This is a genomic window from Streptomyces sp. TOM-9 (genome assembly GCF_056858595.1).
The window spans coordinates 575,912-602,249 of sequence record NZ_JBXEQB010000001.1 but is presented as its reverse complement, the minus strand read 5'-3'; the positions used below and the strand labels follow the sequence as shown (position 1 = coordinate 602,249).

At 74.5% G+C, this 26,338-nt stretch carries 21 protein-coding genes; 3 read left to right on the top strand and 18 right to left on the bottom strand.

Translation table 11 applies throughout. The features are described from left to right. Positions 1 to 219 precede the first annotated feature (219 nt). The 8 genes from AC1VWI_RS02735 to AC1VWI_RS02700 form a co-directional block, all read right to left on the bottom strand. Positions 220 to 579 carry a hypothetical protein gene (locus AC1VWI_RS02735; protein ID WP_499509273.1) on the bottom strand — a complete coding sequence of 120 codons (360 nt, stop codon included), beginning with the start codon at positions 577 to 579 and terminating at the stop codon, positions 220 to 222. A 7-nt stretch (positions 580 to 586) separates the two neighbouring features. Next, complete coding sequence (locus tag AC1VWI_RS02730; RefSeq protein WP_499509272.1) at positions 587 to 1,228, bottom strand: DUF1349 domain-containing protein; 642 nt, start codon at positions 1,226 to 1,228, stop codon at positions 587 to 589. A 130-nt stretch (positions 1,229 to 1,358) separates the two neighbouring features. After that, the gene (locus AC1VWI_RS02725) at positions 1,359 to 2,588 is read right to left on the bottom strand and encodes a PP2C family protein-serine/threonine phosphatase (RefSeq protein ID WP_499509271.1); all 1,230 of its coding nucleotides are present in this window, start codon (positions 2,586 to 2,588) and stop codon (positions 1,359 to 1,361) included. Between the two features lie 9 nt (positions 2,589 to 2,597). Next, positions 2,598 to 3,452 (bottom strand): PP2C family protein-serine/threonine phosphatase, encoded by an 855-nt coding sequence (locus tag AC1VWI_RS02720; RefSeq protein WP_499509270.1) that lies wholly within the window; start codon positions 3,450 to 3,452, stop codon positions 2,598 to 2,600. A 54-nt stretch (positions 3,453 to 3,506) separates the two neighbouring features. Next, a complete protein-coding gene (locus tag AC1VWI_RS02715) occupies positions 3,507 to 4,073 on the bottom strand; it encodes an NADPH-dependent FMN reductase (RefSeq protein ID WP_499509269.1) in 567 nt (188 codons plus the stop codon). Positions 4,074 to 4,225: 152 nt separating this feature from the next. Next, entirely contained in the window at positions 4,226 to 4,684 is a 459-nt protein-coding gene (locus tag AC1VWI_RS02710; RefSeq protein WP_499509268.1) for an ATP-binding protein, read from the bottom strand. Between the two features lie 104 nt (positions 4,685 to 4,788). Next, positions 4,789 to 5,220: a response regulator gene (locus AC1VWI_RS02705; RefSeq protein WP_499516702.1), complete on the bottom strand. Its 432-nt coding sequence runs from the start codon at positions 5,218 to 5,220 to the stop codon at positions 4,789 to 4,791. Then, complete coding sequence (locus AC1VWI_RS02700; RefSeq protein ID WP_499509267.1) at positions 5,220 to 5,600, bottom strand: hypothetical protein; 381 nt, start codon at positions 5,598 to 5,600, stop codon at positions 5,220 to 5,222. Before AC1VWI_RS02700 ends, AC1VWI_RS02705 begins: the two co-directional genes overlap by 1 nt. Before the next feature lie 115 nt (positions 5,601 to 5,715). Here AC1VWI_RS02700 and AC1VWI_RS02695 point away from each other — a divergent pair, with 115 nt between their 5' ends. Then, on the top strand, positions 5,716 to 7,401 hold the full coding sequence (locus tag AC1VWI_RS02695; RefSeq protein WP_499509266.1) for a sensor histidine kinase: 1,686 nt from the start codon (positions 5,716 to 5,718) through the stop codon (positions 7,399 to 7,401). Beyond that, positions 7,398 to 8,642: a PP2C family protein-serine/threonine phosphatase gene (locus AC1VWI_RS02690; protein WP_499509265.1), complete on the top strand. Its 1,245-nt coding sequence runs from the start codon at positions 7,398 to 7,400 to the stop codon at positions 8,640 to 8,642. Before AC1VWI_RS02695 ends, AC1VWI_RS02690 begins: the two co-directional genes overlap by 4 nt. Here the strand turns inward: AC1VWI_RS02690 and AC1VWI_RS02685 are convergent. Next, positions 8,607 to 9,575: a Ppx/GppA phosphatase family protein gene (locus AC1VWI_RS02685; RefSeq protein WP_499509264.1), complete on the bottom strand. Its 969-nt coding sequence runs from the start codon at positions 9,573 to 9,575 to the stop codon at positions 8,607 to 8,609. The two genes, AC1VWI_RS02690 and AC1VWI_RS02685, sit on opposite strands and share 36 nt — an antisense overlap. A 250-nt stretch (positions 9,576 to 9,825) precedes the next feature. Beyond that, positions 9,826 to 11,133: an amidohydrolase gene (locus AC1VWI_RS02680; RefSeq protein ID WP_499509263.1), complete on the bottom strand. Its 1,308-nt coding sequence runs from the start codon at positions 11,131 to 11,133 to the stop codon at positions 9,826 to 9,828. A gap of 220 nt (positions 11,134 to 11,353) precedes the next feature. On the opposite strand from AC1VWI_RS02680, the gene AC1VWI_RS02675 reads away from it, so the two are divergent. Continuing rightward, positions 11,354 to 11,527 (top strand): thiazolylpeptide-type bacteriocin, encoded by a 174-nt coding sequence (locus tag AC1VWI_RS02675; protein WP_089228050.1) that lies wholly within the window; start codon positions 11,354 to 11,356, stop codon positions 11,525 to 11,527. Between the two features lie 88 nt (positions 11,528 to 11,615). On the opposite strand, the gene AC1VWI_RS02670 is transcribed toward AC1VWI_RS02675, so the two are convergent. The 8 genes from AC1VWI_RS02670 to AC1VWI_RS02635 all read right to left on the bottom strand — a co-directional run bounded on the left by AC1VWI_RS02670 (position 11,616) and on the right by AC1VWI_RS02635 (position 26,307). Then, positions 11,616 to 13,538 (bottom strand): TOMM precursor leader peptide-binding protein, encoded by a 1,923-nt coding sequence (locus tag AC1VWI_RS02670; protein ID WP_499509262.1) that lies wholly within the window; start codon positions 13,536 to 13,538, stop codon positions 11,616 to 11,618. Further along, the gene (locus AC1VWI_RS02665) at positions 13,535 to 14,296 is read right to left on the bottom strand and encodes an ABC transporter permease (protein ID WP_499509261.1); all 762 of its coding nucleotides are present in this window, start codon (positions 14,294 to 14,296) and stop codon (positions 13,535 to 13,537) included. Before AC1VWI_RS02665 ends, AC1VWI_RS02670 begins: the two co-directional genes overlap by 4 nt. Position 14,297: 1 nt before the next feature. Next, positions 14,298 to 15,212 carry an ABC transporter ATP-binding protein gene (locus tag AC1VWI_RS02660; RefSeq protein ID WP_499516701.1) on the bottom strand — a complete coding sequence of 305 codons (915 nt, stop codon included), beginning with the start codon at positions 15,210 to 15,212 and terminating at the stop codon, positions 14,298 to 14,300. Positions 15,213 to 16,585: 1,373 nt separating this feature from the next. Beyond that, positions 16,586 to 17,671 (bottom strand): lantibiotic dehydratase C-terminal domain-containing protein, encoded by a 1,086-nt coding sequence (locus AC1VWI_RS02655; protein ID WP_499509260.1) that lies wholly within the window; start codon positions 17,669 to 17,671, stop codon positions 16,586 to 16,588. Next, positions 17,668 to 20,370, bottom strand: coding sequence for a lantibiotic dehydratase (locus tag AC1VWI_RS02650; protein WP_499516700.1), 2,703 nt, complete (start codon positions 20,368 to 20,370; stop codon positions 17,668 to 17,670). Before AC1VWI_RS02650 ends, AC1VWI_RS02655 begins: the two co-directional genes overlap by 4 nt. A gap of 56 nt (positions 20,371 to 20,426) precedes the next feature. Next, entirely contained in the window at positions 20,427 to 22,070 is a 1,644-nt protein-coding gene (locus AC1VWI_RS02645) for a nitroreductase family protein (RefSeq protein WP_499509259.1), read from the bottom strand. 51 nt (positions 22,071 to 22,121) lie between these two features. After that, the gene (locus AC1VWI_RS02640) at positions 22,122 to 24,074 is read right to left on the bottom strand and encodes a TOMM precursor leader peptide-binding protein (protein ID WP_499509258.1); all 1,953 of its coding nucleotides are present in this window, start codon (positions 24,072 to 24,074) and stop codon (positions 22,122 to 22,124) included. Then, on the bottom strand, positions 24,064 to 26,307 hold the full coding sequence (locus AC1VWI_RS02635) for a TOMM precursor leader peptide-binding protein (RefSeq protein WP_499509257.1): 2,244 nt from the start codon (positions 26,305 to 26,307) through the stop codon (positions 24,064 to 24,066). The genes AC1VWI_RS02640 and AC1VWI_RS02635 overlap by 11 nt, the downstream gene beginning before the upstream one ends. Between the last annotated feature and the right edge of the window lie 31 nt (positions 26,308 to 26,338).

Below are 26,338 nucleotides of genomic sequence, written 5' to 3'. Positions count from 1 at the left end.
GGACGAGGTTCAAAGGCCACTGCGCCGGACGGTAAGAGCGGCGCCCCACCGCTCTGCGGGTTCTGAGATCCCGCAGTCAAGTAGGTGATGTTCGAAATGTTGCCTTTGCCACTATTTGTCCACGCACCCCACGCTGCGACTGCCAGGTCGTGACGTCAAGGAGCGAGCCTGGTAGTGCCACTACCAGGCTCAGGGGGAGGGGTGCCGAGGGCGGGGACGTCAGTCGCTCGGCGAGTCGTCGTCGAAGGGCTCGTCACTCCACCGGAACCAGGCCCGGTCGTCCTCGATGTGCAGCAGGAACTCGGCCACGGGCCCCGAGGGCGAGCGCAGCGACACCGCACGCCGGACCTCGTCGTACGCCGCCTCCCACGCGGCCCACGGCTCGTCCTCCTCGGCCGGCGCGGTCATCGCCGTCTCCATCAGGGCGAGCTCGCGCGCGAACAGCGGCCGGACCCGGCCGAACGCCGGGGTGGGCGCGAACCGCCCCGACAACCACGGGAAGTCGGCCTCCTCGACCGTGATGTCCCCGACGGGTTCCCCGTCGCTCAGCACACGCCAGATCCCGCCCACGAACCCCATCGTGTCCTCACCGGCCCTCGGTGGCCTCGGCGCCCGCCTGCTGCGGCTCCTCATGCGGCTCCTCGTGCAGCGCCGAGTCGGCCACGCCCCGGGTGAAGCCCGTGAAGGCCACGCGCAGCCCCGCGCGTTCGGGCGAGCAGCAGAAGGGCCCCGCGGTGGCGGTGGCGTCCGGGGCCAGCGGCGCCAGCCGGACCAGCCGCCAGGGACCGTCGTCGCGGCGGGCACGGATCGTGACGGCGTCACCGGAACGGCTGGCGCGCACGGTCACCGCGTGTCCGGCCCAGCCGGGCACCGGCGCGAGCGACCAGTCGGACACCCCGCGGGTGACCACCGCGCCGAGGTGCGGCACGCCGTCGGACATCTCGATCCCGGCCTTGACCCAGTTCTCGGCGTCGACGCGGATCATGAGCCCGGCCTGGTCGTACAGCGCGTCGAAGTCCGAGCGGAACGTCACCTCCATCGACGTGCCCCCCGGGAAGGCGGTGAGCAGGGCGTGCCCGTCGTCGCGTACGAAGCCGTAACCGGTGGTGCGCCAGAAGTCGCTGCGGTCACGGGTGGTGACGAGCATCCCGGATCCGTCCGCCGTGGCCTCCCGCGGGGTGTTGAGCCACGTGGCCTCGTCCCAGTCGATCGGGCGCTGCTCGTTCATGGACCGTCCTTCCGGTCGGGCGGGCCCCTGGGCAGGGTGCATCGGGGCCGCCGGTCGCGTGGGCGGCCCCAGCGTAGATCAGCGCTCCGACAGCGGGAGACGGCCGGGGGTGACGGGGCGCGAGGGCGGGTCATTCCCGCTCGGGGCCGAAGGGCGGCACCCTCGTGGGGCGACCGGGTTCCGGGCCGCCGGACAGGGCCGAGGGCCCGTCGACGGTCCGTGGTTCGTACGACAGGCCGAGACCCAGCGGCTCCCGCCGTACGGTGATCAACGCCGCGTCGTCGCCGAGTCGGCCCCCGCAGTACAGGAGGAGGTCCTCGCGTACGTGCCGCACCAGGTCCTCCGGGGTCTGTTGACCCGGCCACGACGCGATGCGCTCGGCGAGGGGGTAGAAACGGCCGGACGCGTCACGGGCCTCGGTGACGCCGTCGGTGTAGAGCAGCAGCATGTCGCCGGGTGCGAAGGGGAAGGTGTCCACGCCCGGGTGCGAGGGCTGCAGCAGCCCCAGGCCGATGGGCGGCGCGGGCTGCGTCGGGTCGAGGGGCGCGAGGCCGTCGGCGGCCAGCCGGAACGGGGACGGGTGGCCGCAGTTGAGGATGCGGACCTCGGGACGGTCGTCGGGGAAGTCGACGAGGATCGCGGTGATGAACGACTCGACCGCCGAGTCCTCCTCCAGGCCGTCGGCGCAGCCCTGCGCCGCCTTCCAGGACACCGTCGCCTCCAGGTGCGCGTACATCGCGGGCAGCGGCGGGGCCCGGTAGGCGACGCTGCGGAACGCCCCCAGCAGCAGTGAGGCGTCGCCGATCGCCGGCAGGCCCTTGCCACGGACGTCCCCGATGAGCAGCCGGGTGCCGCCGGGCGTGCGCACCGCCGCGTACAGGTCGCCGCCGATCCGGGCCTGGTCCTCGGCGGCCTGGTAGTCGAAGGCGATCCGCAGCGGGCCGATGCGCTCCGGCAGGGGCTGCAGGACGACCTGCTGCGCGGCCTCCGCCACCGAGCGCACCTGTTGCAGCTCCGCCTGGTGCCGTTCGCGCAGCCGGCAGAAGAGCACGGTGAGGGCCGAGACGAGGACGAGCGCGATGATCTCGCTCTGCCGGTACGACGTGGTGATGGTGCCGTCGGCCACCGACACCACGGTGAGCGACGCCACCGCCAGGGCCCCGATGAGGGCGGTGAGCCGGAGCCCGCCGAACGACGCGGTCAGTGCCGGTGCCACCACCAGGAGCGGTCCCAGGTGCCCCTCCGTGGGGATCACCAGGTCGCTGATGACGATCGCCACGATCAGCAGCACCGGGACCGCGATCAGGGCAGGGGTCCGCTCGGCTGACCAGTACGTGCCTGCGCGTGGTGCAAAACGCATATCTCTTGCTTACACCCCTCCCGTCGCCCCCGCCCGTGGCGGACCGTCGGCGGGAACGGGGAGGAGCAGCGCCGTCACATTGTCGTGCCCGCCGGCGTCGAGCGCGTACCCGACCAACGAGCGCGCGCCGTCCAGCGGCCCGCCGCCGCCGCGGGAGCCGGGTGCGGAAGCCAGCCGGGCCCGCAGCGCCTCCGCGCCGGGGAGGTACCGCCACAGCCCGTCGGTGCACAGCAGGAGACGGCCGGGCACGGCCGGCCGGCTGCTGCGCACCCGCGGTACGGGCTCGCCGTTCCCGGCGCCCAGCCAGCCGGTGAGGACGTCGAGTTCACCGGTGTCGTCCTCGGTCAGCGCGATGGCCAGGCCCTCGTCCGGCAGCCAGTACGCACGGCTGTCACCGATCCACGCACACCACAGGCCGTCCGGACCGGCGACGCCCGCGACGAAGGTGCAGGCCGGTGCGTCGTCCGGTGCCACGGCGAGTGCCGCGACCGCGCGTCCCGCGCGCCCGGTGGCGTCCTCGAGCGCGACCTCCGGCACGGTCCCCGCCCGCAACGCCGAGGCCAGCGCGTCCGAGGCGACCTCGGCCGCGAGCCGGGCCGCCCGCTCCGACCGGGGTGACATGGACACGCCGTCGCACACCACGCCGATCGTCCATGCGCCGGCCGTGGTCACGGCCATCGCGTCGGCGTTCACCTCACGCCGCTTCCCCCGGTCGCTGACGCCCGCCGCGCCGCCCGCGGCGACCTCCACCCGCGACCGGAACGCCGCCTGGGCGACACCGCAGTCCCAGCAGTAACCGTCCGGGGCCACCGTCCCGCCGCAGCGTTCGCACGCCGGCGTACCGCCCCCCTGTCGTCCGTCCATGACAGGACACTACGAGGGGCCGTGCGCTACGGGAGGGGCAGGGCGGGACCGAGGTCAGGACGGCGTGCGGCGCAGCGGCTCCAGGGCCTTGGTCCAGGCCAGGACCTCGTCAAGGACGACGCCGAGCTCGCCCGCGCGGCGCGGGCCGGGCTCGAAGCGGCTCATGTCGGCGAAGTCGCGGAAGAGGGAGAGCGCCACCTGCGCACGCACGGTGGCCACCCGCAGCTCGGCCATCACCAGCCGCAGGTGCTCCACCGCGCGGCTGCCGCCGACGCTGCCGTACGCGACGAACCCGGCCGCCTTGTTGTTCCACTCGGCGAAGAGGTAGTCGATGGCGTTCTTGAGCGCCCCCGGGATCGAGTGGTTGTACTCGGCCGTCACGAAGACGTAGCCGTCGAAGGAGCCGATCTTCTCCGCCCACGCGAAGGTGTGCGGCCGGCTGTACTGGCCCAGCGACGGCGGCAGCGGTTCGTCGAGCAGCGGGAGGTCGTAGTCGGCGACGTCCACCAGTTCGTACTCGGCGTCGCCGCGCAGCGCGGCGTTCTCGTACACCCACCGGGCGACGGCCTCGCCGAGGCGCCTGGGGCGTGTGCTGCCGAGGATGATGGCGATCCTGGTCATGGCGTTGCTCCTGGACGGTCCTGTTCCGGTGGCCGGGCGGGGCGCCGGAGGCGGTGGACCGGCGCGTGAGGCACCTTCCATGCGCTCCCGCCGGTGAACCCGGCCGGGCCGGGGGTTCACCCGATCGCCGTGACGGCGGGGCGTGCCGCGGCTCAGCGGGTCCGGGGCTCCAGGGAGATGCGGACCGTGATGCGCTTGCCCACCGGCTGCCGCTGCACGTCGTAGCCCTCGCACAGGGCCAGGATGATCTCCAGGCCGTGCTGGCCGATCCGTCCCGGCTCGGCGGCGCGGGCCAGGGGCAGGGTGCTGCTGGTGTCCCACACGGACACCAGCAGCGTCGCCGTGTCGACGTCCACCTCGAGGTCGAGCAGACCGGGGCCCGGAGCGTACTTGCAGGTGTTGGTGATCAGCTCGCTGACGACGAGCTGTGCGGTCTCGACCGTCTCCACCGGTACCGGGACGCCGTGCTCGCCCTGGACGCGGGCGAGGAACCCGCCGGTGAAGCGCCGCGCCGCGGAGATCGCCTCCGAGTCGCCCTCGTGCGCGAATCCGGCGTGGATGCACGGCCAGTCGGCCAGGTGGGCGGGGTGGCCGTCCAGCCTCGGTTCCATGGTGGTGCCTTTCGTACAGCTTCCCGGCCGGCCGCGCTCAGGCGCGGCCAGCCGTCCGTCTACCCCGTTTTCCGCGACCGACGCTCATCCGTTTCCGGTCGCGTTCACTGGCGGGGGAGCTTGGTGACGGTGTCCAGGTAGAAGGCGTCGATGCTGTGCACGGCGCGCTCGAAGTCGTCCAGGTTGACCGGCTTGGTGACGTAGGCGTTGGCGTGCTGCCGGTAGGCGCCGGTCACGTCGTCGGGCGCCGCGGAGGTGGTGAGGACGACCACCGGGACCGCACGCAGTTCCTCGTCGTTCTTGAGGATCGAGAGCAGCTCGTGGCCGTTCATCCGCGGCATGTTGAGGTCGAGGACGATCAGGTCGGGAAGCCGGTTGGCCGGGTCGCGCAGGTACTCCAGCGCCGCGAGGCCGTCCTCGACCTGGGTCAGGTTGCGGGCACCGCGTTCGGCGAGGGCGTCCCCGATCAGCATGGCGTCCGCGGGGTCGTCCTCGACCAGCAGCACGTCGTGGGGGCGGGCGGGGGCGATCATCATCATTGGCTCCGGGTCCGGTCGGTGCGCCGCGGGGGACGGTGGGGGGTGTCGCTGGTCACCAGGCCGGGCCAGCGGCGGCGGGCGCCCTGGCGGCTGATGTTGCAGGCGCGGCCGATCTGGGGGTATCCGGCACCTGCGGCGGCCGCCTGCTCGGCCGCCTGGTTCTCCAGGTGCTCGACCGCCTGCTGGAGGAGGCTGAGCATGTGCAGGTACGCCAGGGCGTCTCCGCGCGCTTCGGTACCGTCGTCGGTGGCCCCGGGGACGGTGAGCGGGCGGAAGGCACGACGGGCAAGGCGCCGGGCGAGGTCGTCGACCGCGCCGATCGCCAGGGCGGCGAGCTCCTCCTCCGGCAGGCGCGGAGAGAAGTGGGTGCCAGGCATGGCCCCCACCTTAGGACCTGCACCATCGCACGACAACAAGTGTTGTCGGGTGGCCGATACAGTGGTTTCGCCCTCGGGTATCCGGCGGCGGCGAGCGAAGCGGAGGGCGCACAGCGTGGCAACGGGCGAGACGATCGTGCAGGCGGCCGCGAGGCCGGAGACGGCGCGCGTGCCCGATGACGCCCGGGGCCCGGGCCGGCTGTCGGCGTGGACCACCCGGCAGTGGCTCCGGGTGGGGGTGAGCCTCGCCCTCGCGGTGCTCGCCGCGCTCGGCGCGCTCGGCATCTGGGCGCTGGACCGCAGCTCGGCCCTGACCGACCAGCTGGTCGACGTGCGCTCCCCGGCCCTGGTCAACTCCGTCCGGCTGGAAGCGGCGCTGGTGAACCAGGAGACCGGTGTCCGCGGCTACGGGCTCAGCGGGCAGCGGGAGTTCCTCGACCCGTACACCCAGGGGCTGGCGGACGAGCGGACCGCCCTCGACCGGCTGCGTCCCCTCGTCCAGGGTGACGCGCGGGCCCGCGCCGACCTCGACGCCGTCGTGGACGCGGCCACCGCCTGGCAGGGGCTGATCGCGCGCCCCGTCGCCTCCGCGCCGGCCACGCCGGGGGAGCCGGTACCGCTCGCCACCGAGCGGGCCGACGAGGGCAGGGCCGCCTTCGACCGGGTCCGCGACGCCCTCGGCTCCCAGCAGGAGCACCTGCGGCAGGCCCGCATCACCGCCGGCACCCAGCTCGACGCCGCCGTGCGGCTGCGCAACGTGGTGCTCACCGCCATCGCCGCCGTCATCGTGCTGCTGGCCGTGCTCGTCTTCGAGGGCCTGCGCCGCGGCATCACCCGGCCCCTGGAGCTGCTGGGCACCGAGGTCCGGCACGTGACGCGGGGCCGCTTCGACCACCCCATCACCGTGAACGGCCCGGCCGACCTGCGCCGGCTCGGCGGGGACGTGGAGGGCATGCGGCGCCGGCTCGCGGAGGAGCTCTCCTTCGCCGAGCGGGCCCGGGAACTCCTCGACGAGCAGTCCGCCGACCTCAAGCGCTCCAACGCCGAGCTGGAGCAGTTCGCCTACGTCGCCTCGCACGACCTGCAGGAGCCGCTGCGGAAGGTGTCGAGCTTCACCCAGCTCCTGCAGCGCCGCTACGGGGACCAGCTGGACGAGCGGGCCGACCAGTACATCGCGTTCGCCGTCGACGGCGCGAACCGCATGCAGACCCTCATCAACGACCTGCTGGCGTTCTCCCGGGTGGGCCGGGTCCACAACCAGCAGGGCACCGTGGACCTCGATCGGATCGCCGGCGCGACGGAGGAGGCGCTGAGCGTCGCCCTGGAGGAGTCCGGCGCCGAGATCACCCGCGACCCGCTGCCCACCGTCGTCGGCGACACCACGCAACTGGGCATGCTCTGGCAGAACCTCATCTCCAACGCGGTGAAGTTCCGCCACCCCGACCGGGCACCGAGGATCCACGTCGAGGCCCGGCGCGACGGCGACCTGTGGCGGTTCTCCGTCACCGACAACGGCATCGGCATCGACCCCGAGTTCGCCGAGAAGGTCTTCGTGATCTTCCAACGGCTGCACACCAAGGACGCCTATCCCGGCAACGGGATCGGGCTGGCCATGTGCAAGAAGATCGTCGAGTTCCACGGCGGCACCATCGGCATCGACCCGGAGTACGGCCCAGGTACCCGCATCGCCTTCACCCTCCCCGCACAGCGGCCCGACCCCGGGCAGGAGTCCGGAACCGCGTCCGCCGCCGCAGAGGACGCCGCGGACGACGCCGGAGGTACGGGGGAGCCCCGACCGTGACGACACCCCCCACGCCGCTCACCCCTGTCGCGCACCACCGGATCCTGCTCGTCGAGGACGACGCCGGCGACGCCCTGCTGGTGACCGAGATGCTCGCCGACACCGCGCTCCGGTACACGCTCGTCTGGCACAAGACCCTGGCGGACGCCTGCTTCGAGCTGTCCGCGCGGGCCGCCGACTGCGTCCTGCTCGACCTGCACCTGCCCGACGCCGCGGGCCCCGGTGCCGTCGCCGAGATCCAGAGCGCCGACCCGAACACCGCCGTCATCGTGCTGACGGGCCTGGCCGAGGGGCAGGCCGGTTCCGAGGCCCTGGCGACCGGCGCCCAGGACTACCTCGTCAAGGGCAAGGTCGAACCGGAACTCCTGCAGCGCGCCGTGCGCTACGCCGTCCAGCGCAAGCAGGCCGAACGGGCCGGCGCCGACCTGCAGGCCGGAAGGCTGCGCGCGCAGGAGAACGCCCGCCTCGAACGGGGCCTGCTGCCGCAGCCCCTGCTGGCCACCCCCGCCGTCACCGCCACCAGCCGCTACCTCCCCGGGCGGGAGAGCGCCCTGCTGGGCGGCGACTTCCTCGACGTGGTGCAGACCGACGACGGGCGCGTCCACGCCGTGATCGGCGACGTCAGCGGCCACGGCCCCGACGCCGCGGCACTCGGCGTCTGCCTGCGCATCGCCTGGCGCGCGCTGACCCTGGGCGGCCACCGTGGCCCGGAACTCCTGCGCCTGCTGGAGCGGATGCTGGTCGCGGAACGTTCGCACCCCGACCTGTTCACCACGTGCACCCTGCTCACCCTGGACTTCGCCGCGTCCCGGGCCACGGTGCACCTGGCCGGGCATCATGAGCCCCTGCTGACCACCGGCGGCGTCACGCGACCGGTCCAGGCGGCCCACGGCGTCGCCCTCGGCATCGCACCGGGCCTGGACCAGTGGCCCGCCACGGCCTTGGACCTGCCGGAGCGGGGCACCCTGACGCTCTACACCGACGGCCTCATCGAAGGCCATGCCGGCCCCGGCGGTGAGCGGCTCGGCGCGCAGGGGCTGCTGCGCCTGCTGGCCCGGACCTCCGTGACCGCGCCCGACGCGCACCTCGACGCGCTGATCGGGCAGGTCCGTGACCTGGACGGGGAACGCCACACGGACGACCTGGCGGTACTGCGCCTGGACTGGGGCGCGGCGGGTGACGGCGCGGCCGTGCCCGCCGGCGGTTCAGCCGGCGCGGCGGTGAACGGCCGGGGCCACTGACTCCAGGCGCTCCAGGAGCAGCCCCTCGCGCGTGGACCAGGGGCAGATCTCCACGCTGTCCACCCCGCACATCTCCATCAGGGTCTCGGCCACCAGCGCCCCCGCCAGCGACTGGCCCGCGCGGTGCCGTGAGATGCCCGGGAGCTTGGCGCGTCCCGCCGGGCCCTTCGCGGCCAGGACGGGCACGATCTCCCGCACCTGCTTCAGCGTCAGCCGGTCCGCACCCTCGTCGGACGTGCCGCGGGCGGCTGCGAGCCGCGCCAGCTGCGTGAACGTCTTGGAGGAGGCCAGCACCCGTCCGTCCCGCGGCGCCCGCGGCAGGGCGTCGCCCAGCTCGCCGACCGACGCGCGTAGACGGTCGCGGACCTCGTGCAGCCGCCGCTTGGAGGTGACGGCGTCCACCAGGTCCCAGCGGCGGTTGACGGCGCGGGCTCCCAGGGGAAGCGAGTGGACCGCGTGCGGCTGCTCCCCGGTGCCGGCAGCGATCTCCAGCGTGCCGCCCCCGATGTCCAGCACCAGCAGAGGCCCTCCGTCCCGGCCCGCCCACTCGCGGGCGGCCACGTAGGCCAGCCGGGCCTCCTCCTCGCCCGACAGCACCCGCAGCCGCATGCCCGTGGTCCGCGCGACCTGCGCGATGACCTCGTCGCGGTTCGGCGCGTCCCGGATGACGGAGGTGGCGAAGGCGTACACCGAGGGCAGCGAATGCCCGCTGTCGGCCGCCAGGGTCCGCGCCACCGCGTGCTGGACGCTGCGCACCCCCGACCTGTCGAGCCGTCCCGCCGCGTCGAGCGTCTCGTGCAGCCGCAGCCGCACCTTGCGTGCCAGTACCGGTTCCAGCGGCGAGTCGGCCCGTCGCTCCACGATCGTGAGCAGGGCGCTGTGGCACCCGACGTCGAGCACTCCCGTTCTGCGTACCTTCCTCTGCGTCTTCAATCCGTACCTCCACCCCTCATCGACACCGCACCCTCCTCATTCCCCGGATCGACGGCTCTGCCTCCCCGAAGACGGGCGGGCGCCGTCCTATTGAGGGCCCCGCGTGCCCGCAAGTCAAGATCCTTTGACGAGATCGTTGCGGAGAGCACCCAATCGGTCACGGCTGCGCCGGTGCGGCTCCGGGGGGTGGAGCGGCGAATTCCGCGCCGGTGGCGGCTGGTTGCGCCGTCACCGCGCCGTCACCGCGTCCTCACCGCGCCGGCTCCGCCAGCTGCACCAGCGCGGCCGCCGTCAGCGCGGTCACGCCCGCGGGGACGGCGAGCCGGGGATCGGGACGGAACCCGGGGGAGTGGTTCGGCGGCAGGGCCCCCATCTTGGCCGCGGCGCCCGTACCCGGGGTCCGCGCCCACTGTTCCGGGCCGACGCACCCGAGCATCCAGTAGGCGGTGCGCACCTCGGTCGCGCCGTGCAGACCGGCGCCGGCCGGGCCGTACAGCGGGAAGTCCTCGGTGGCCGTGGACGCGGGCCAGACGGCGACGCGTGCGGCCCCGAGGGTCCGCTCGTGAGCGCGCCGTACGGCGGCTGCGGTGCCGGGGTCGGCAAGCGTGGGCTGCGACTGCGCCAGGACCCGGACGGAGGGTTCGCGCGGGCAGCCGGAGGCCGCGCACTCGGCGGCGACGATGCGGTGCACGGCCGCGGTCACACGCTCCAGCGCCTCGTCGCCGAAGGCGCGCACCGAGACCTCCAGCGTCGCCGAGGGGGGCACCACGTTGCCCCGGGTGCCGGCGTGGAGCGAGCCCACCGTCAGCACCACCTGCTCGGCCGGACTGGTCTCCCGCGACACCACGGTCTGCAGCCTCAGCACGATCGCGGCCGCGGCGACCACGGGGTCCACCGCCAGGTGCGGGCTGGCCGCGTGGCCGCCCGAGCCGTGCACGACGACCTCGAGGAGCCGGCTGCCCGCCAGCACCGGTCCGTGCGCGTGGGCGACCATCCCGGCCGGCAGCGGCGCGGTGTGCTGGGCCAGGACGACGTCGGGGACCGGGAAGCGGGTGTACAGGCCGTCTTCCAGCATGGCGCGGGCCCCGTCGAGGGTCTCCTCCGCGGGCTGGCCGACCGTCACCAGGGTGCCCGACCAGTGACCTGTGGCGCCGGCGAGCAGCGCCGCCGTACCGCCGAGGCACGCCAGGTGCAGGTCGTGGCCGCACGCGTGCATCACGGGCACCGGGCGGCCCTCGCCGTCGAGGGCGACGGCCTCGCTGGCGTACGGCAGACCGGTGGCCTCCCGGACCGGCAGCGCGTCCAGTTCGGCGCGCAGCATCACCACCGGGCCGGGGCCGTTGCGGAGCACGCCGACCACGCCGTGCCCGCCGACGCCGGTGGTGACCTCGAGCCCGGCGTCACGCAGGCGCTCCGCGTGCCGCGCCGCGGTGCGCTCCTCCGCACCGGACAGTTCGGGATGCCGGTGCAGGTCGAGGTAGTCGGCCACGGTGGGCCGCAGGACGCGGGGCAGGCCGTCGAGGACTTGGCGGTACGGGCCGTTCGCGGAGGGACTCAAAACTGGCTCCCGTCGAGGGGTGTCAGGGCGGCATGGCCGCCGGAGGGCTGACAGCGGGGTGACAGCGGGACGCGCACGGATCTGCCAGCGGACCCCGTTAGAAAGGAACCCGGGTACGGCGCAAGGGTGTGCGGTTGTCCGCAACCGGCGCCCCGAGCCGCGCCCTTGTCGTCGCGTTCACCCATGGGCCGACCGGCCCGTTCCCTCAGGAGGAGACACGATGCCGCAGAACTCGCTGGAGTCGCTCGCCCAGGAGATCCTCGAGCTGGAGTCCGAGACCTTCGAGATCACCGACTACTCGGACGCGAGCGAGGTCATGCTGGGCTCGTCCACCAGCTGCTCGAGCACCAGCACCTGCTCCAGCACCACCAGCACCACCAGCTGCACCGCCTGATCCTCCGGATCCGGGTCATCGCCCTCTGCGCCGCGGCTCGCGCCGCCGCGCAGAGGGCTTTGCCGTGCTCCGTCCGGGCGGGGCAGGCTCAGGGGAACGGGTGCGGGACGCGCCGCAGTTCGTCCTCGCCGAGGTCCGTCCGCCGCAGCCCGGCCCGGCGGAACGCCGTGCGCAGCCTGGGCATGTGCAGGGCGCGCTGACGTGTCCAGCCGAAGTCGATCGGCAGCAGGCCCGGGACCAGGGTGGAGACGGTGCGCAGCCCCATCCGTTCCTGCTCCGGCGTCGTCTGGTCGACGACGATCACGTCGAAGCCCGCCCCGGTGAGGGCGTCCCGGCACAGCATGAGGTCGTCGAGGAGGTCACCGGTGCGCGGCAGGCGCCGCTCCCAGTCCGCGTACAACTCGCCCAGCGGGCGTACGGCGGCCGGCCGCAGATATGACGCGGCGTGCTCCGCCATCTCGGGCAGCCCGAAGAGCGCGGCGTGGTCGGGCAGGCGCCGGACGAGGTCGAAGTCCCGGGCCATGGCGGCCAGTTCCTCCGGGCGTTCGCGGACCTGCCCCGGCAGGTGGGGGATGTAGGTGAGGATCTCCGCCACCGCCGACTCCACGGCGGTCTCCGGGTCGAAGGCGGCCCCGGCGGCGAAGGCCAGCGTGCCGGGCCCGCCGTCGCGGCGCACCGCGAGCCCGGTGGCGACCGGCACCGGCAGGTCCACGCGGCTGTCGAAGACGTGTACGTCGTAGCCCTGCAGGGCGGCCCGGTCGACCATGGCGCGGGTGGCCCCGCGGGTGCAGGAGCCCAGGTCGATCTCCGTCGGCCGGGCGTTGCCGTACCAGCCGAGCAGGAAGGAGTCGCGCTCGATGAGCTCCAGCAGCCCGAACAGGACCGCCTCCTCCAGGCAGCTGCCGATCGCGCAGCCGTTGGAGCACTCGAAGACGAAGTTGTCCGCCGCCAGCCCCGCGCTGTAGTGGACGAGCCGGGCCGGGACGAGGACCGGCCGCTCGTCGCGCAGCGACCAGCCCCGCACCCACGGGATGGGGCGGTCCGGCGCGAAGGGGCTCAGCATCGGGTCGTCGCGGTAGGTCTCCGGCGCGTACAGGCCGCATTCGCGCGGGTCGAGCGCCCGGTCGCCGAGCACGTCGTATGCCTCGGTCAGCAGTGGCCCGCGGCGCCGCCGGTGGGTGCCCGCGTAACGCTCCAGGCCCTCCAGGAACGCCAGGTCGCGGCTGGCCCGGAAGGAGTTGGCCTGGCCGCTCCACGTGACGTCGGTCAGGCCGGCGTAGCCGCGCATGAACACGCTCCCGGCGACCGGCGCGGTCGTCGGCGACTTGACGTCGGTCCAGGTGGTGGCGCCGAGGACACCGCACACCGGGTTCGCCAGCGCGTCGGCCGGCAGCGCGTACGAGCGCGGGGAGCGCAGCCGGTACGCCTCCGGGGACGGCTTGGGCCGGGGCACCGGTGCCGTCACCGGCTCCACCGCCGTGGTCCCGTCCTCGGGGACGCAGTGCGGGCACAGCGGCTCGCCCAGCAGGGGCACCGAGGTGACCTGGAGGGTCGCCAGGTCCAGCCGGGTGACGCGGGGCAGCGGCCCGGACGGGCCGGCGGTCAGGGCGCGCTCGTACAGGGAGGAGACGGCGTCCACCACGTAGCCCGGCAGGGCGGGCCAGTCGCCCGCCGCCCGCGTGGCCGTGCCGGTCTCCCAGGCCTCGCGCTCCGAACGGGTGCGCAGCCGCTGCCAGCGCATGGCCAGGCACTGGCCGCATGCCCGCTCCGCGGGGTCGGTGCCGCGCCAGGGGCCGATGAGCACGGCGTCCCAGGTGAGGTGGATCGTGGCCGCCGGGCGCTCGGCGTGGTGCGGATCGCGCCCGGGGGCGAGGGTGTCGGCGGTGCCGAGCGGCACCACGAGCGGCGGCGCCGCGGGGTGGCGTCCGGCGAGGGCCGCGCGCAGCGCGCGGGCCGCGGTGTCCATCAGCGCCGCGGGCGGCGCCGTCGTGGGGACGAGGTCGGCGGTCATCCGCGGCTGCTCCAACGGAAGGTCCTGGCGGCGATCAGCGCGAACAGCGCCGCGAATCCGATGAGTCCGCCGCACGCGAGGGCGTAGTCGGAGGCGCTGCCGTGGTGGGTGTCGGAGAGCACGCCGAGGACGCCGTCGTTGAAGTAGCGCAGCGGCAGGGCGAGCGACAGGTCGCGCACCCAGCCCGGCATCAGGTCGGCCGGGAAGAACGAACCCGACAGGAACGCCATCGGCACCATGATGCAGTTGGCGATCGCCGCCACGGCCTCGGGCGTGTCGGCGAGACTGCCGACGACCAGCCCCAGCGCCATGAACGCGGTGATGCCGAGCACCAGCACCGGGATCACCAGCGGCCAGCCCGACGCCAGGTGGAGCCCGAACATCGGCAGCAGCGCCACGCCGATGAACAGCGCCGCCTGCGCCAGCCCCACGCCGACGGCCACGGCGTAACGGGACGCCAGCACCGAGGACAGGGAGGCGGGCGTGCGCCAGATCAGCCGCAGGATGTCGTCGCGGCGCCAGTGCATCAGCGTGAAGGCCACGCCGAACATCGCCGCGTTGCCGACGCCCCACGACAGCACGCCGGGGGCGATGTAGTCGATGTACGGGGGGCCGTCGTCCTGGACGGTCTGCCCCTTGAAGATCAGGCCGAAGACGATCAGGAAGAGCAGGGGGAAGGCGAAGGTGAAGAAGACGGTGGTCCGGTCCCTGACCGCGGCGCGGTAGTTGGCCCGGGTCAGTGCGGCGTACGCGCTCACGTCAGTGCTCCGATCCGGTCAGGGCGAGGTAGGCGTCCTCCAGCGTGGCGGTGCGGGTCTGCACCGCGTCGGGCCCGGCGATCTCGTTCACCGCGACGATCACCTGGCCGGCGACGTGGGTCTCCATGACGACCTCGCCGTTCTCCACCTCGGCGCGTTCCACGCCCTCGATGGCCAGGGCGCGTTCGACGGAGAGGCGGTCGGCGGGCACCAGGACGCGGGTCGGCGCCTTGAGCGAACGGACGAGGTTGGCGGGCGTGTCCAGGGCGATGACCCTGCCATGGGCCATGATCGCCACCCGGTCGCACAGGGCCTCGGCCTCGTCCAGGTGGTGCGTCGTGTGGACGATGGTGCGCCCCTCGCCCTTCAGGCCCCGCAGCAGGCTCCACAGCGAGCGCCGGGCCTCCGGGTCGAGGGCGGCCGTGGGTTCGTCCAGCATGATCAGCTCGGGCTCGTGGACGAGGGCGGTGGCGATGGCCAGGCGCTGGCGCTGTCCACCGGACAGGTCGTCGACGCGGGCGGCGCCCTGCTCGGCCAGGCCCACCTCCTTCAGCGCGCGGTCGGCGGCCTCGGGGCCCAGGCCGTAGAGGGTGGCGACGGTGCGCAGGTGCTCCAGTGCGGACAGCCGGGTGAAGAACGCGGAGGCCTGGGTCTGGACGCCGAGCCGCCGCAGCAGGCCGGTGTTGCGCGGCCAAGGGGACGAGCCGAGCACCGACACGCTCCCGCTGTCGGCGCGGCGCAGGCCCTCGACCATCTCGATGAGCGTGGTCTTCCCGGCGCCGTTCGGCCCGAGGATGCCGAAGAACTCCCCGCGGCGCACGGTGAGCGACACCCCGTCCACGGCCTGTACGTCGCCGTAGCGCTTGCGCACGTCGTCGATCACCACGGCCTCGGCGGCCGGTTCCACTGGCGTCATCACTTGTTCCCTTGGCTCCCTTGCTGGGTGATGGTCGTCGCCGGCCGGGACGCGCGGCGGATCCGCGGTCACGGCGGGCGCGGTCCCGGGTGGCCGCGCGGACTCCCGCGCGGCCTGGTCCCCGTCCGGCGGTGTGTGCTTCAGCCGCCTGGCGCGCGCGGCCAGGCCCAGCCGCCACAGCACGACGGCGGCCAGGAGGAGGAGCACCGGGGCCGAGCCGGCCACGGCGCCGTAGCGGTCGGCCAGCGTCCTGGAGGCCCACAGCAGGAGCAGCGCGGCGGCCCCCGTCGTCATGGCCCCGGCCAGCAGGCCGTACGCGGTGTAGACGGCACGCGCCCGCGGCGGGTAGGCGCCGGTGCCCGGGCCGCGGCCGAACCGGCCCGCGACGGCGGCACCCAGGTAGGTGCGGCTGCCCGCGGCGAGTTGCTCCACGCCCAGGCCGTACCCGAGCAGCTTGTAGCCGTCCAGCGGGGACAGCGGCACGAGGTTGGCGAGCGCGAAGACCAGGCCCACCAGCAGCGCCCCGCCGAGCGCGGAGTGCAGGGCCCCGGGCGGTGCCCACGTCCACAGCGGCCAGAGCGGCAGGAGCAGGGCGAGGTTCATGGCGGGTCCGGCGGCGGCGGTCGCCACCTGGTGGCGGCGCCGGGCGAAGAACGGTACGTCCTGCACCAGGCAGTACATGTACGTCACCGGCAGCCGCCAGCGCAGCCCGATCTCCGTGACGGTGCCTCCGAAGGCGCGGCCCACCAGACCGTGCGCCAGCTCGTGCAGGGCCATGCTGACCCAGAGTCCGACGCCCACGGCCATCAACAGCGGTGGATGGTGGGCCAGTTGGTTCATGTCGCGCACCAGTGTGCCGAACTCCGCGGCCAAATGGATCATCATCGCGCACACCAGCAGCACCACCGTGCCCAGGAAGAGCGGTGTGCGGGCGAAGGCGGTGCGCCGGTGCAGGTCCTCGATGAGCGCCCCGGCGTCGGAGACCATGCGGACGTGCCCGTTCAGGACCGTGGACCGGCCGGTCAGCGCGCCCCTCGGTGCCGGTCCACCCGCCGGTCCGCCCGCCCCCGCCGGGGCCGCGGCGTCCGCGCCGGCCAGCAGCTGCCGCCCGTACAACAGGCCGAGCAACTGCCGCCACTGGGCCTCGCCGAGACGGGCCCCGAAACGCGCGGCGTACGCGTCGCCGACCTCGGCCAGGGTGCGTTCCCCGTCCAGGTGGTCCAGGACGAAGAACTCCTTGGCCCGCAGCTCGTGACGGCGGCCGCTGACCGGGTCCTTGACCGGGTGGATCTCCACGGCCCCGCGCAGCACCGCCGGACCGACGCGCAGGTCCGGGCGCCGCCGCGGCCGCGCCTCCAGCATGCCGGGAGCTGTCATCCGGTCCCTCCCTGCGCCCCGGCCGCGCCCTCGCGCAGGGTGCGGGCGAGCACGTACGCGAGGAACGCCTCGTCGCGGATGGTCACCGAGAGCCGGTTGTTGGTCATGTGCATGTACGGGGACATGAGCATCGCCAGCGCGTGCCGCTCGTCGCCGATGCCGAACTCATCGCCCCCGCTCCAGCGCCGGAACACCAGCTCGCCGTCTGCCGCCAGCTGCCGCACCCGCCCGGCCAGTTCGCGGCAGTGCAGCGCCCAGCCCCGCAGGAACGCCGGCAGTTCCTCCTCCGCGCCGTCCGCGATGGCCGCCCTGACGGCGGTGAAGCGGCGGCCGAGTTCCGCGCCCATGTCCCCGTAGGCACGGTCGTAGCCCTTGCGGGCGGTGAAGTTGGTCTCGGAGAAGGCGCCGTCCCAGAAGGCGTGGTAGCGCTCCAGGAAGTGCGCCAGCTCCTCGTCGTCGTCGAGGAAGGACGCGGACATCACCATCATCAGCTGTGCGGCCGTCCCCAGCAGCACCGTGCGGACGTGCAGGTTCATCGTGCGCAGCGCCTCGATGACCAGGTCGCTGGAGCGCTGGAAGTGCCACTCCGCCAGGGCGACTCCCGCCGGGCCGCCGTACTTGCCGTACTCCGGCTCGTACGGCTCCAGGCTCACCGAGTTGTTGTCCCGCAGCAGCATCCGGCCGTCCGGGCCGAGCAGCTTCTCACGCTGCTCCTGCGGGTACTCCAGCTCGAACAAGGTGTTGTAGAGGTCGGCGAGGAAACCGGCCTTCACCTCGTACAGCGCCGGGCGCGTGGTGAGGAAGTGCTGCACCGCGGCCAGCGCCCGGTCGCGCACCTCGGCGTCCGCGGCCGCCGAGGAGGGCTTCAGCCGCAGCCGGACGTGCGGACCCTGCAGCCAGTAGTTGATGAAGAACCAGCCGGAGAGCAGCCCGTCCCGGCTGAGTTCGTCGACCAGCGGCCTGACGCAGTCCAGGAGGAACGGCCGCGGGCTCGCCGCGTAGAAGACGTGCAGGGCCTGCCAGTCGCCGGGCGCGCCGGGGCTGCCGGGGGCGGCGGTGCCGGTCCGGGCGGGTGAGGTCATGCCTGCTCACCATGTCCTTCCTCGTCGGGTACGGGATGTGCCGGGCCGGTGGGGAAGAGCTCCAGCGCGAGCTCAGCGACGTGCCGGCCCCGGTCCGAGGCGACGTGCAGGTCGTCCTCGGCCGGCAGCATCTCCTCCAGCACGACCCGTCCCTCGGGGTCCTTCACCAGGCCCTCGAGGGCCAGCAGCGACAGCGGGCTGTCGAAGTCGACGTAGTGCGGCTTGGAGCCGCCCGCCCAGCCCGCGGATGCTCCGGCGCCGGGCAGCACCGTCGCGAAGGCCCGGGCGGGGACGCCGTGCCGGCGCCGCCAGCGCTGCCACCGCAGGAACCAGCCGGCGTCGTCCTCCCCGGCCGGACGCCGCGGCAGCGCCGTGGCGTCGGCGGTCCAGCGGCGCCGGCTGAGCACCACGGAGCCGTGGCGGACCCTCGGCCGGGTCGTCACCCCGTCGACGGCGGGCGCCTCGGGGACACCGGTCCACACGTCGAGGGCCGTCTTGGAGGTGGGGGAGAGCAGCAGCAGGGTCCGCGGGATCTCGGGGAGCACCATCGGCACCAGGTAGCCCAGGTAGAGCGGGATCACCTCCTTGCCGAGCCTGCGCGAGCGCACGACCAGCCGGTCCTCGGCCGTGTCGTGCTCCACGAAGAGGTCGTCGAGGTGGATACGGGCCTCCGGCGGCGCGGAGCCGGTCTCCCCGGGGCACAGGATCTGGTAGTCCGTCAGGCGGCCGTGCAGGTTGAGGTTGGTGGTCGCCGAGCCCGCGGTGATCTCGGCGAAGACCGCGCCCTCGGGCTGCGCGGCGCGCAGCGCGGCCAGCAGTCGCTCCGACAGACCGGGGGAGTCCCCGGCGGTGTCGAAGCAGTGGGTGAAGCGCGTGAAGGGGAAGCAGAGACCGCCGTAGGAGCCGTTGAGGACGACCAGCGGGTCCACGGCACGGTCGGCGAGCTGCACGAAGTGGCTCTGCGGGGCGAACCCGTCCGGGAGCGGCGCGAGTTCGCCCGCGACCGCGTCGACGAGCTCCCCGTCGACACGCAGTTCCGCCGCGTCCGCGTCCCGGTTCCGCCAGCGTTCCCGCATGCCCTCCACGAAGGCGGAGCGGGCCCGGTCCAGCGCGGTGATCTGGGGCAGGCCCAGCCAGTTCTCCTCCGGCTGGTGGCCCTCCCGGCTGTCGTGCGGCGGGCGCTGGGACGTGAAGAGCAGGTACTGCTCGAACAGGTCCTCGTGGAAGTCGTGGACGAGTCTCAGCAGGTCCTCGCAGCGGCCGCCCCGGCCGTACCGGGCCAGGAAGAAGCCCTTGAAGGTCAGGCGCTGCGCCAGGGAGACGTCGAAGGCGGGCAGCACGCGGGCGAGCGAGCGGAGCGGGCCCTCGGCCAGTTCCGTCCACCGCCGCAGGTCGGCGGTGACGGGCCCGTCCGAGGCCCGCGCGTCCTCGTACAGCAGGGTCTGCGGCAGCGTCGTGGTGGCGGCGCCCAGCGACTCCACGACGGCGGGCAGTTCGCGGCGCAAGCCGGTCAGCAGCTCACGCCGCCGGTCCAGCGGCGCGCCGGCGTACGCGGCGACACCGGCCGCGGTCCCCGCCAGCCGCTCGGCGAGCCCGGTCGCCCACGGCCGGCCGACCTCGCGCAGTGCCTCCTGGAAGTCCCGCAGCGGGTCGCTGCTGTGGACGTCCGGGTGGAGGGAGTTGAGCTGCACCATGCCGAGCTGCAGCAGCGCCGACAGATAGCGCTCGGCCTCCTCGGCGGTCGCGCCGCGTTCCGTGCGCAGCCAGGCCGCCAGTTCCCGGTGGCGCAGCCGCGGCCGCTCGCGCAGGAGGCCGAGCAGACCCTCCAGGGCGCCGCTGCGGCGGAGGAAGAACAGGCGGTCGCGTGCCGCGTCGAAGCTGACGGCGGCGGAGTCGTCGCCCGCGGTCACCGAACGCCGTACGAAGCGGACCCGCTCGTCGTCCAGTTCCCAGCCCGATGCCAGGGAGACCAGCAGGTCGCCGCGGCGTTCGGGGTCGGCGGCGATCGCCTCGGCCAGCCGCCGCAGCACCACGACGTTCAGCCGGGCGTGCCCGGTCCAGCGTTCGTCGACGCGGACGGTCCCGCCCGGTTCGCCGTCCGCGCGGAACTCGCCGACGGCGACCCCGGTGAAGGTGCTGAACGGGCTGGTCTTGCAGGCGGTGCGGTACAGGTACGCGAGCAGCGACCGCTCGATCTTCCGGCCCCGCTTGCCGGCTGCGGCCGCGTCGCCGCGGATGTAGGCGTCGAGCTGCCCGTCCAGGGTCGGCGAGGCCAGCAGCAGCCCCGTCCGCAGCTGTTCCCCGGCCGCCAGCCGGCGCAGTTCCGTGCGTCCCTCGGCGAGGGCGTCCGCCAGTACGGCCGCGCCTGCCGCGCGCTGTTCCTCCCACGCCTGCCGGTCGTGCAGCCAGGCGAGCAGCTCCGCGCCGGTCGGGCCGTCCAGCCGGGCGGCGAGCGCGAGGGCGCCCGGCCCGTCCTGCGGGAGGCGGTTGTTGAACACGGTGCGGCGCAGCCGCAGCACCTCGCGGCGCATCGCGTCGTCGTCGTTGTCCGCCACGAGCGCGGCCAGCGGGTCGCTCAGCCGGGCGCCGGCCCGGGCGAGCCGGTGCTCCTCGTCCAGGACGTGGTCGGCCCACCGGCGTGCGTCCGCGCTGCGCAGGCGCTGCGCGGCCTCGATCGGCAGACCTGCCAGCCGCAGCATGAAGCGCGGGGAAAGGGCCGCCGCCCGCGGGGCGGTGGGCCGTTCGAGTGAGGTGCTCACCGTGCCTCGTCCTCCCGGCCGGCCTGCTCGCCCCGCATGTCGCGGCTCTGCGCTGACGGCACGAGCTCGTAGCGGAAGTCGGCGGGGCGCGGCCGCTCGTGGCCGACGAGCATCAGCAGCAGGGGGAGTTCCCCGGTGCCGGTGAGCCCGAGCTCCTCGGCGAAGGCGACGCTGTCGAAGCCGAGCGCCACACCGCAGGCGGTGCCCGATGCCGCGGTGGCCGTGTAGACCGCCTGCGCGGCCGCGCCGATCGCGGCGCTGACGAGCCGGTAGCCCCGGTCCCCGGCGGCATCCAGGACGGCGTGGGTGCGGACGGCCGGCACGATCACGGCGGCCGCCTGCTCCAGGTTGTAGTTGTTGAGGAAGTAGTGGGCCTGGAGGAAGGCGCCCGGCGGACCCTGCTTCAGCAGCCGCAGCTCCGCCGTCCCGCCGTCGTACGCGTACACGCCCTGCGCGACGCCCTCGACGTGGTTGACGAAGACGTACAGCGACGCCAGCCGCGGGCTCCCGGCCGGAGTGACGTCGGTCGCCAGCGCCGCGCCCGCCTCCGCCGCCTTCAGCGCGGCGGCCAGAAGCTCCCCCGACAGCGGACGGATGCCGGTGAACCGCCCGAAGCTGCTGCGCCGCTCCCGCAGTGCGCGGCGCACGCTCAGTTCCATCGGCGCGGCGGGCGGCAGTGGTTGCCGCTGACCGCCGGGCGGCACGGCAGGGGCCGCCGCGTCCTGCAGCGCGTCCGGCGCCGGACGGGCCGACGCGCCGTCGAGCGTGGCGCGGTGCACCTGCCGCACGGTCTCGAAGGCCAGCACGCGCCGTGACCGTTCCTGCTCGACCCTGCGGACCCCGGACGTGGCCACCCCGCTCGCGGCGGCGGGGGCCGGCCCCTCCCAGCGCAGCGGCACGACGGCGAACACCCCCTCGTCGTCGGCCTCCGCCCCCAGCAGCCGGCCCAGGCGCGGCTCGTCGAACCACAGCACCGGGTCGATCCGCAGCCCGCGGGCCTGCGCCCACATGCGCCAGGTCTGCAGCAGCGCCCCGGTGTCCATGGTCACCACGTGGTAGCTGAAGCTGTTGTACTTGAAGGAGTTCTGCCAGAACTTCACACCGAGGACGAGGAACTGGTCGGTGTCCCGGTGCAGCCGGGCGTCCCCGACCGCGGCGCGGACCTCGCCCGAGACGTCGCCCGTGAGCAGCCGGTGGACGGCGTGGTGCGAGGGCGCGTAGTGGTACACGCCCGGTGTCATCGGGCCGGAGGCGCCGCTGACCCAGTGCACGCCCACCGGGTACAGACCGCCGCCGGAGGCCGTGCCGCGCGACCAGTTGGCCTGGGTGTACATCGGCAGCGTGCCCAGGTCGGTGTTGGCCTGGACCGCCAGTCGGCGGCCCACCAGGCCGTACGAGTCGCGCAGCATGCCGCCCAGCAGCGGCAGGCTGAACGGGGCGTCGCCGTGCGGCCCGGACAGGCCACGGCCGACGCCCGCGTCGTCGGGGAAGTCCCCGTCGGGCAGCGGGAAGCGCTCGGCGCCCGGGTAGAACTTCTCCTTCCTGGGCCGGTCCACCCAGTCGGGTACGAAGTCGGCGGGCTCCATCGCGACCCTGCCGCGCCGCATCACCGCGGTCGCGTACTCATGGGTGTGCCCCATGTCCGGTCCTCTCTGTCTGCGGCTGTCCTGCCGTCGTGCGCGGGCGGCGGTTCACGGGAAGGGGTGCGGGGCGAGGTTCAGCTCGTCGGTCCGCAGGTCGTGGTCGGTGAACCCGGCCTCGCGCGGGGCGGTGCGCAACCGGGGCATGCGCAGGGCGCGCTGGCGGTGCCAGCCGAAGTCGATCGGGACCAGCCCGGGCACCAGGACGGAGGCCGTGTGCAGGCCGGCGTCCCGCTGCTCGGGCATCGTCTGGTCCACCACGACGACGTCGAACCCGCGCGCGGTGACCGCGGCCACGGCCGCCTCCAGGTCCTCGCGCAGGTCCGCGGCCGGCGGGCGGCCGGTCCGCAGGTCGGCCACGGCGAGCGGCGGCGTCGCGGCCCGCTCCTCCCGGTCCAGCAGGAAGGCGGCGTGCCGGGCCATCTCCGGCAGCCCGTACACCAGCGGATGGTCGTGGAGCACGTGGACCGTGCCGAAGTCCGCCGCCATCGCCGCCAGCCGGTCGTGGTCCCGCTCGGTGCGGCGGCGCAGCTTGACGGCGTCGGTGGCGATCTCCGACAGGCCCGCGGCGAGGGCCGCCTCGGGGTCCCAGGCCGCCCCGGCACCGAAGCACAGCGCACCCGTGCCCCCGTCCACGCGCTGCGCGACGGCGGTGACCACGGGGACGGGGAAGGTGATCCGCGTGTCGAAGAAGCGGGCGCGGTAGCCGTACATCGCCAGCCGGTCGACCATGTGCCGGGTCGCGTTGCGGCCGCTGGTGGCCGGGTCGATCTCCCGCAGCGGCAGCCCCGCGTACCAGGCGATGAGGAAGGCGTCCCGTTCGACGGCCTCCATCAGGCCGAAGAGCACCGCCTCCTCCAGACTGCCGCCGGAGGCGCAGCCGTTGGAGCTCTCCTGCACGAAGCGGTTCTCCAGGCCGCCGGGCGCGTGGTAGTACGCCAGCACCTCGGGCACCAGCAGCGGGCGCCGGTCGCGCAGCGAGTACCCCCACACCCACGGGATCGGCCGGTCGGGCGCGAACGGCCGCACGATGTGCTGGGCCCGGTAGAAGGCGTCCGAGTAGACCCCGCAGGTCCGCGGGTCGAGTGCGTCGTCGCCGAGTGCGGTCAGCGGGGCCACGACGGTGGTCCGCTTGCCGCGGGCCCGCATCCCGGCCAGCCGTTCCATGCCCTCCAGCACCCCGACCCGCACGCTGCGGGCGTAACTGCCGGTGTGGCCGCCCCAGTAGGACTCCCGCAGGTACGCGCCCGAGCGCAGGGTGAAGGCGCCGACGGTGGAGGCGGTCGACGCCGACGTCAGATCCGGGGCCACCGACGGCCCCAGCATGCCCGTCACCGGGTTGACGAAGGCCTCCAGCGGCAGGTCGTACGCCTCGATCGGCCGGCCGCGGAAACCGGAGGGGTCCGCCTTGGGCACGCTGCGGGGCGTGAGGGTCGCGCCCTCGGCGGAGTCGGGGACGCGCCGGTCGCAGTCCGGGCACTCGGCGTCGGGGACGACCACGGCCCGGTTCACCTCCAGGCTCTCCAGGTCCAGGAGGTGGACGACGGGATAGCGGCCCGCCGTCCCCGTCCCCGCCTCCGCCCTCGTCCCCGTCCTCCGGGCGGGCTCCGCGGCGGCGGCGAGGAGCGCGGCGACGGCGTCCATCGCGAAGGCGGTGGTGAAGGGCCACGGCCCCGTCGGCCGCGTGGCGGAACCGAGTTCGAGGGCGTCACGCAGGATTCCGGGCCGCACGGCCTGCCACCGCCGCGTCAGGCAGCGCGTGCACGCCGCCGCCCCGTCCGCACCCGTCACCGGCCCCACCAGGGCGTGGTGACCGTACAGGTGCACCGGCGCGGCGGGGGATCCGGGGGCCTCGCCGGCGGGTACCCGCTGCTCGTCCCGGAAGCCGAGCAGGGTGACCCGCGGCGGCGCGGCGGCACCCGGGTGGTGGCGCAGGCCGTCGCCCAGCAGTCCCTCCACGACGCCGGCGACGGCGGGCGGCCGCACGCTCACGTCAGAGGGCATCCACGGCCCCGTGCGTCAGCAGGACCCGGGCGACGTGGACACCGGCCGACCGCAGGTCGGCCGAACCGGTGGCGACGACAAGGGCGTCGAGGCCGCGTTCGCGCAGGCGGCGCAGCACTTCGGCGCCGTCGGCGGCCGCCGTCCCGTCCTCGCCGGACTCCCCGGTGACGGCGACGGTCATGGGGTCGAGGTCCCCCAGGAAGGGGTCACCGGTGTCGAGCGGCGCGGCCGGCGCCTCGTCCCGGCCGAGCTGCACCTGACCGAGGAGGTCGCGCAGCGCGCCGACCGCGGCCTCGCGCGGGGTGGGGGCGGCGTCGACCGCCCAGAGCGCGCGTCCGGTGTGCGGGTCCTCGGCGCGGGCGAACATCACCGGGGCGGGTCCGCCGGGGCCGCCCAGCTCCAGCAGCTCGGCCTCCAGCCCGAGGTTCGCCGCCGAACGGCGCAGGAAGACCACCTCCGCGTCGTCGGCGGCCCACTGCGGGCCCGTCAGGGCCACGGAGCTGCGGGACCGCAACGCGGCGGTCAGCGTGTGGAAGGCCACCGCCGAGTACAGGGCGCGCGCCGCGGCCCGCGACGGGGACGGCCCCGCGGCGGATCCGGCGGAGGTCGGCACGAACAGCCGGTCGTGGTTGTGGCCGCCGAACGTCCGTACGGCCGCCGCCGGCACCAGCGCGGTACGGGCCTCGCCGAGGGACGCGGCCGGGACCCAGGCGCGTACCGCGTCCGTGGTCGCGCCGGTGCCCGAGGCGATGTCCAGCGCGGCCGGGGCCAGCACGGGCCACTTCTCGCGCGCCACCTCCAGCGCGGCGCCCGCCACGACTCCCCGCTGGGGGACGACGTGTTCGGCATACACCTCCGCGGCCCGGTACAGCGCCCGCAGCCTGGCCCCGGCGACGTGGTGCACGTCGAACGCGGTGATCTCGCGCGGGTCGCCGTGCCCCACGGCCAGCCTGACCGTCCCCGCCTTGAGCGGGGTCTGCTCCCACACGTCGTCGGTGAAGGCGCCGAACACCCCGGCACGCGGGTGGGTCAGCACCGAGCGGGCGTCGAGCGCGGCCAGGGCCGCGTCCGCGTCGGCTTCGGGCGTCACTTCCCGGGGCCCGCCCTCGCGCAGGTCCTGTCCGTCCGTCAGGTCCGCGGCGGTGAGCGCGGCCTCCCCTTCCGGTTCCTCGTCCTCGCGGCAGAACGGGCAGCGCGGGTGCGGCAGCAGGGGTTCGGTGACCACGTCGAGGGAGTCCAGGTCCTGCAGCACCAGGCGTCCCTCGGTCTCCGGGGCGAGTACGCCGGTCACCAGCCGGAACACCTCGTACGCCAGCAGGTTGCCGAGCATCGCCGCGGGCGGACCGGAGATCCTCCCCTGCTCGGCCTGCTCGGGGTCGTCCAGGCGCACCGCGCTCCACAGGTCGGCGGCCGCGCCGGGCTCGCCGTTGGCGCCCAGGCGCAGCGCGGCACAGGACCAGCAGCCCTGCGTTCCGGCCGTCATGACCGGGCCCACGACCGCCTGGTCGCCGAAGGCCCAGGCGGGCAGCAGGCGCACGCCCTCGGGTACTCCGGCCTCGAGCAGCCGCAGGGCGGCCCCGGGGGCCCCGGTGGTCAGGACCACGTCGTAGCCGGCGAGGTCGTCCCAGCCGTCGTCGCCCGTCACGTCCCACCGGACGACCTCCACGGGGCAGCCCGCGGCCTCCAGCCCCGCCGCCTCGCGCAGCGCCTCGGCGAAGGGGTCGGTGCCCGGGCCCGTGGCGGCCGGGAGCGCGAGCGCGGCGCAGCCGTTGCGGACCAGGCTCAGCGCGCACCACCGGGCCACCGGGTCGTCGCCCAGTACCGCGACGCGGGTGTCGCGGAAGCGCCGGAACCGGCTCCCGGCCTCGCCGGCGTAGTGGTCGATGTAGTCGACCTGCGCCGCGAAGCGCTCCGCCACCTGGGGAGCCAGTTCGTCGAGGCCGTCGCTGCCCGGGAGGACGTCGCGGGCGAAGCCCCTGCCGTACAGGGCGCCCACCAGCTCACCCACCATGGCCTGCTGCCGCTCGCCCAGGCCCGCGCAGATCTCCTCGACCCGGTTCGTCCCGTTCAGGTGGGGAACGACCAGCGTGGCGAACCTGTAGGCCGATCTGCCCCGCAGATTGAATCCACCGTGGGCGTTATGGAATACGACACCGTCCGGAGTCTCGGTGAAAAGGACGTCACGGCGGATACGGGGATACGAATGCGCGACTTCCTCGTACGCAGCGGTCATGCCGTCATTACTCCCATTCGGGCGCGGTCAG

Excerpts from the sequence above, each read along its gene's own strand:
- AC1VWI_RS02735 (WP_499509273.1), bottom strand. The coding sequence starts at position 579 with ATGGGGTTCGTGGGCGGGATCTGGCGTGTGCTGAGCGACGGGGAACCC.
- AC1VWI_RS02730 (WP_499509272.1), bottom strand. The coding sequence starts at position 1,228 with ATGAACGAGCAGCGCCCGATCGACTGGGACGAGGCCACGTGGCTCAAC.
- AC1VWI_RS02725 (WP_499509271.1), bottom strand. The coding sequence starts at position 2,588 with ATGCGTTTTGCACCACGCGCAGGCACGTACTGGTCAGCCGAGCGGACC.
- AC1VWI_RS02720 (WP_499509270.1), bottom strand. The coding sequence starts at position 3,452 with ATGGACGGACGACAGGGGGGCGGTACGCCGGCGTGCGAACGCTGCGGC.
- AC1VWI_RS02715 (WP_499509269.1), bottom strand. The coding sequence starts at position 4,073 with ATGACCAGGATCGCCATCATCCTCGGCAGCACACGCCCCAGGCGCCTC.
- AC1VWI_RS02710 (WP_499509268.1), bottom strand. The coding sequence starts at position 4,684 with ATGGAACCGAGGCTGGACGGCCACCCCGCCCACCTGGCCGACTGGCCG.
- AC1VWI_RS02705 (WP_499516702.1), bottom strand. The coding sequence starts at position 5,220 with ATGATGATCGCCCCCGCCCGCCCCCACGACGTGCTGCTGGTCGAGGAC.
- AC1VWI_RS02700 (WP_499509267.1), bottom strand. The coding sequence starts at position 5,600 with ATGCCTGGCACCCACTTCTCTCCGCGCCTGCCGGAGGAGGAGCTCGCC.
- AC1VWI_RS02675 (WP_089228050.1), top strand. The coding sequence starts at position 11,354 with ATGCCGCAGAACTCGCTGGAGTCGCTCGCCCAGGAGATCCTCGAGCTG.
- AC1VWI_RS02670 (WP_499509262.1), bottom strand. The coding sequence starts at position 13,538 with ATGACCGCCGACCTCGTCCCCACGACGGCGCCGCCCGCGGCGCTGATG.
- AC1VWI_RS02660 (WP_499516701.1), bottom strand. The coding sequence starts at position 15,212 with ATGACGCCAGTGGAACCGGCCGCCGAGGCCGTGGTGATCGACGACGTG.
- AC1VWI_RS02655 (WP_499509260.1), bottom strand. The coding sequence starts at position 17,671 with ATGACCTCACCCGCCCGGACCGGCACCGCCGCCCCCGGCAGCCCCGGC.
- AC1VWI_RS02650 (WP_499516700.1), bottom strand. The coding sequence starts at position 20,370 with ATGCTGCGGCTGGCAGGTCTGCCGATCGAGGCCGCGCAGCGCCTGCGC.
- AC1VWI_RS02645 (WP_499509259.1), bottom strand. The coding sequence starts at position 22,070 with ATGGGGCACACCCATGAGTACGCGACCGCGGTGATGCGGCGCGGCAGG.
- AC1VWI_RS02640 (WP_499509258.1), bottom strand. The coding sequence starts at position 24,074 with ATGCCCTCTGACGTGAGCGTGCGGCCGCCCGCCGTCGCCGGCGTCGTG.
- AC1VWI_RS02635 (WP_499509257.1), bottom strand. The coding sequence starts at position 26,307 with ATGACCGCTGCGTACGAGGAAGTCGCGCATTCGTATCCCCGTATCCGC.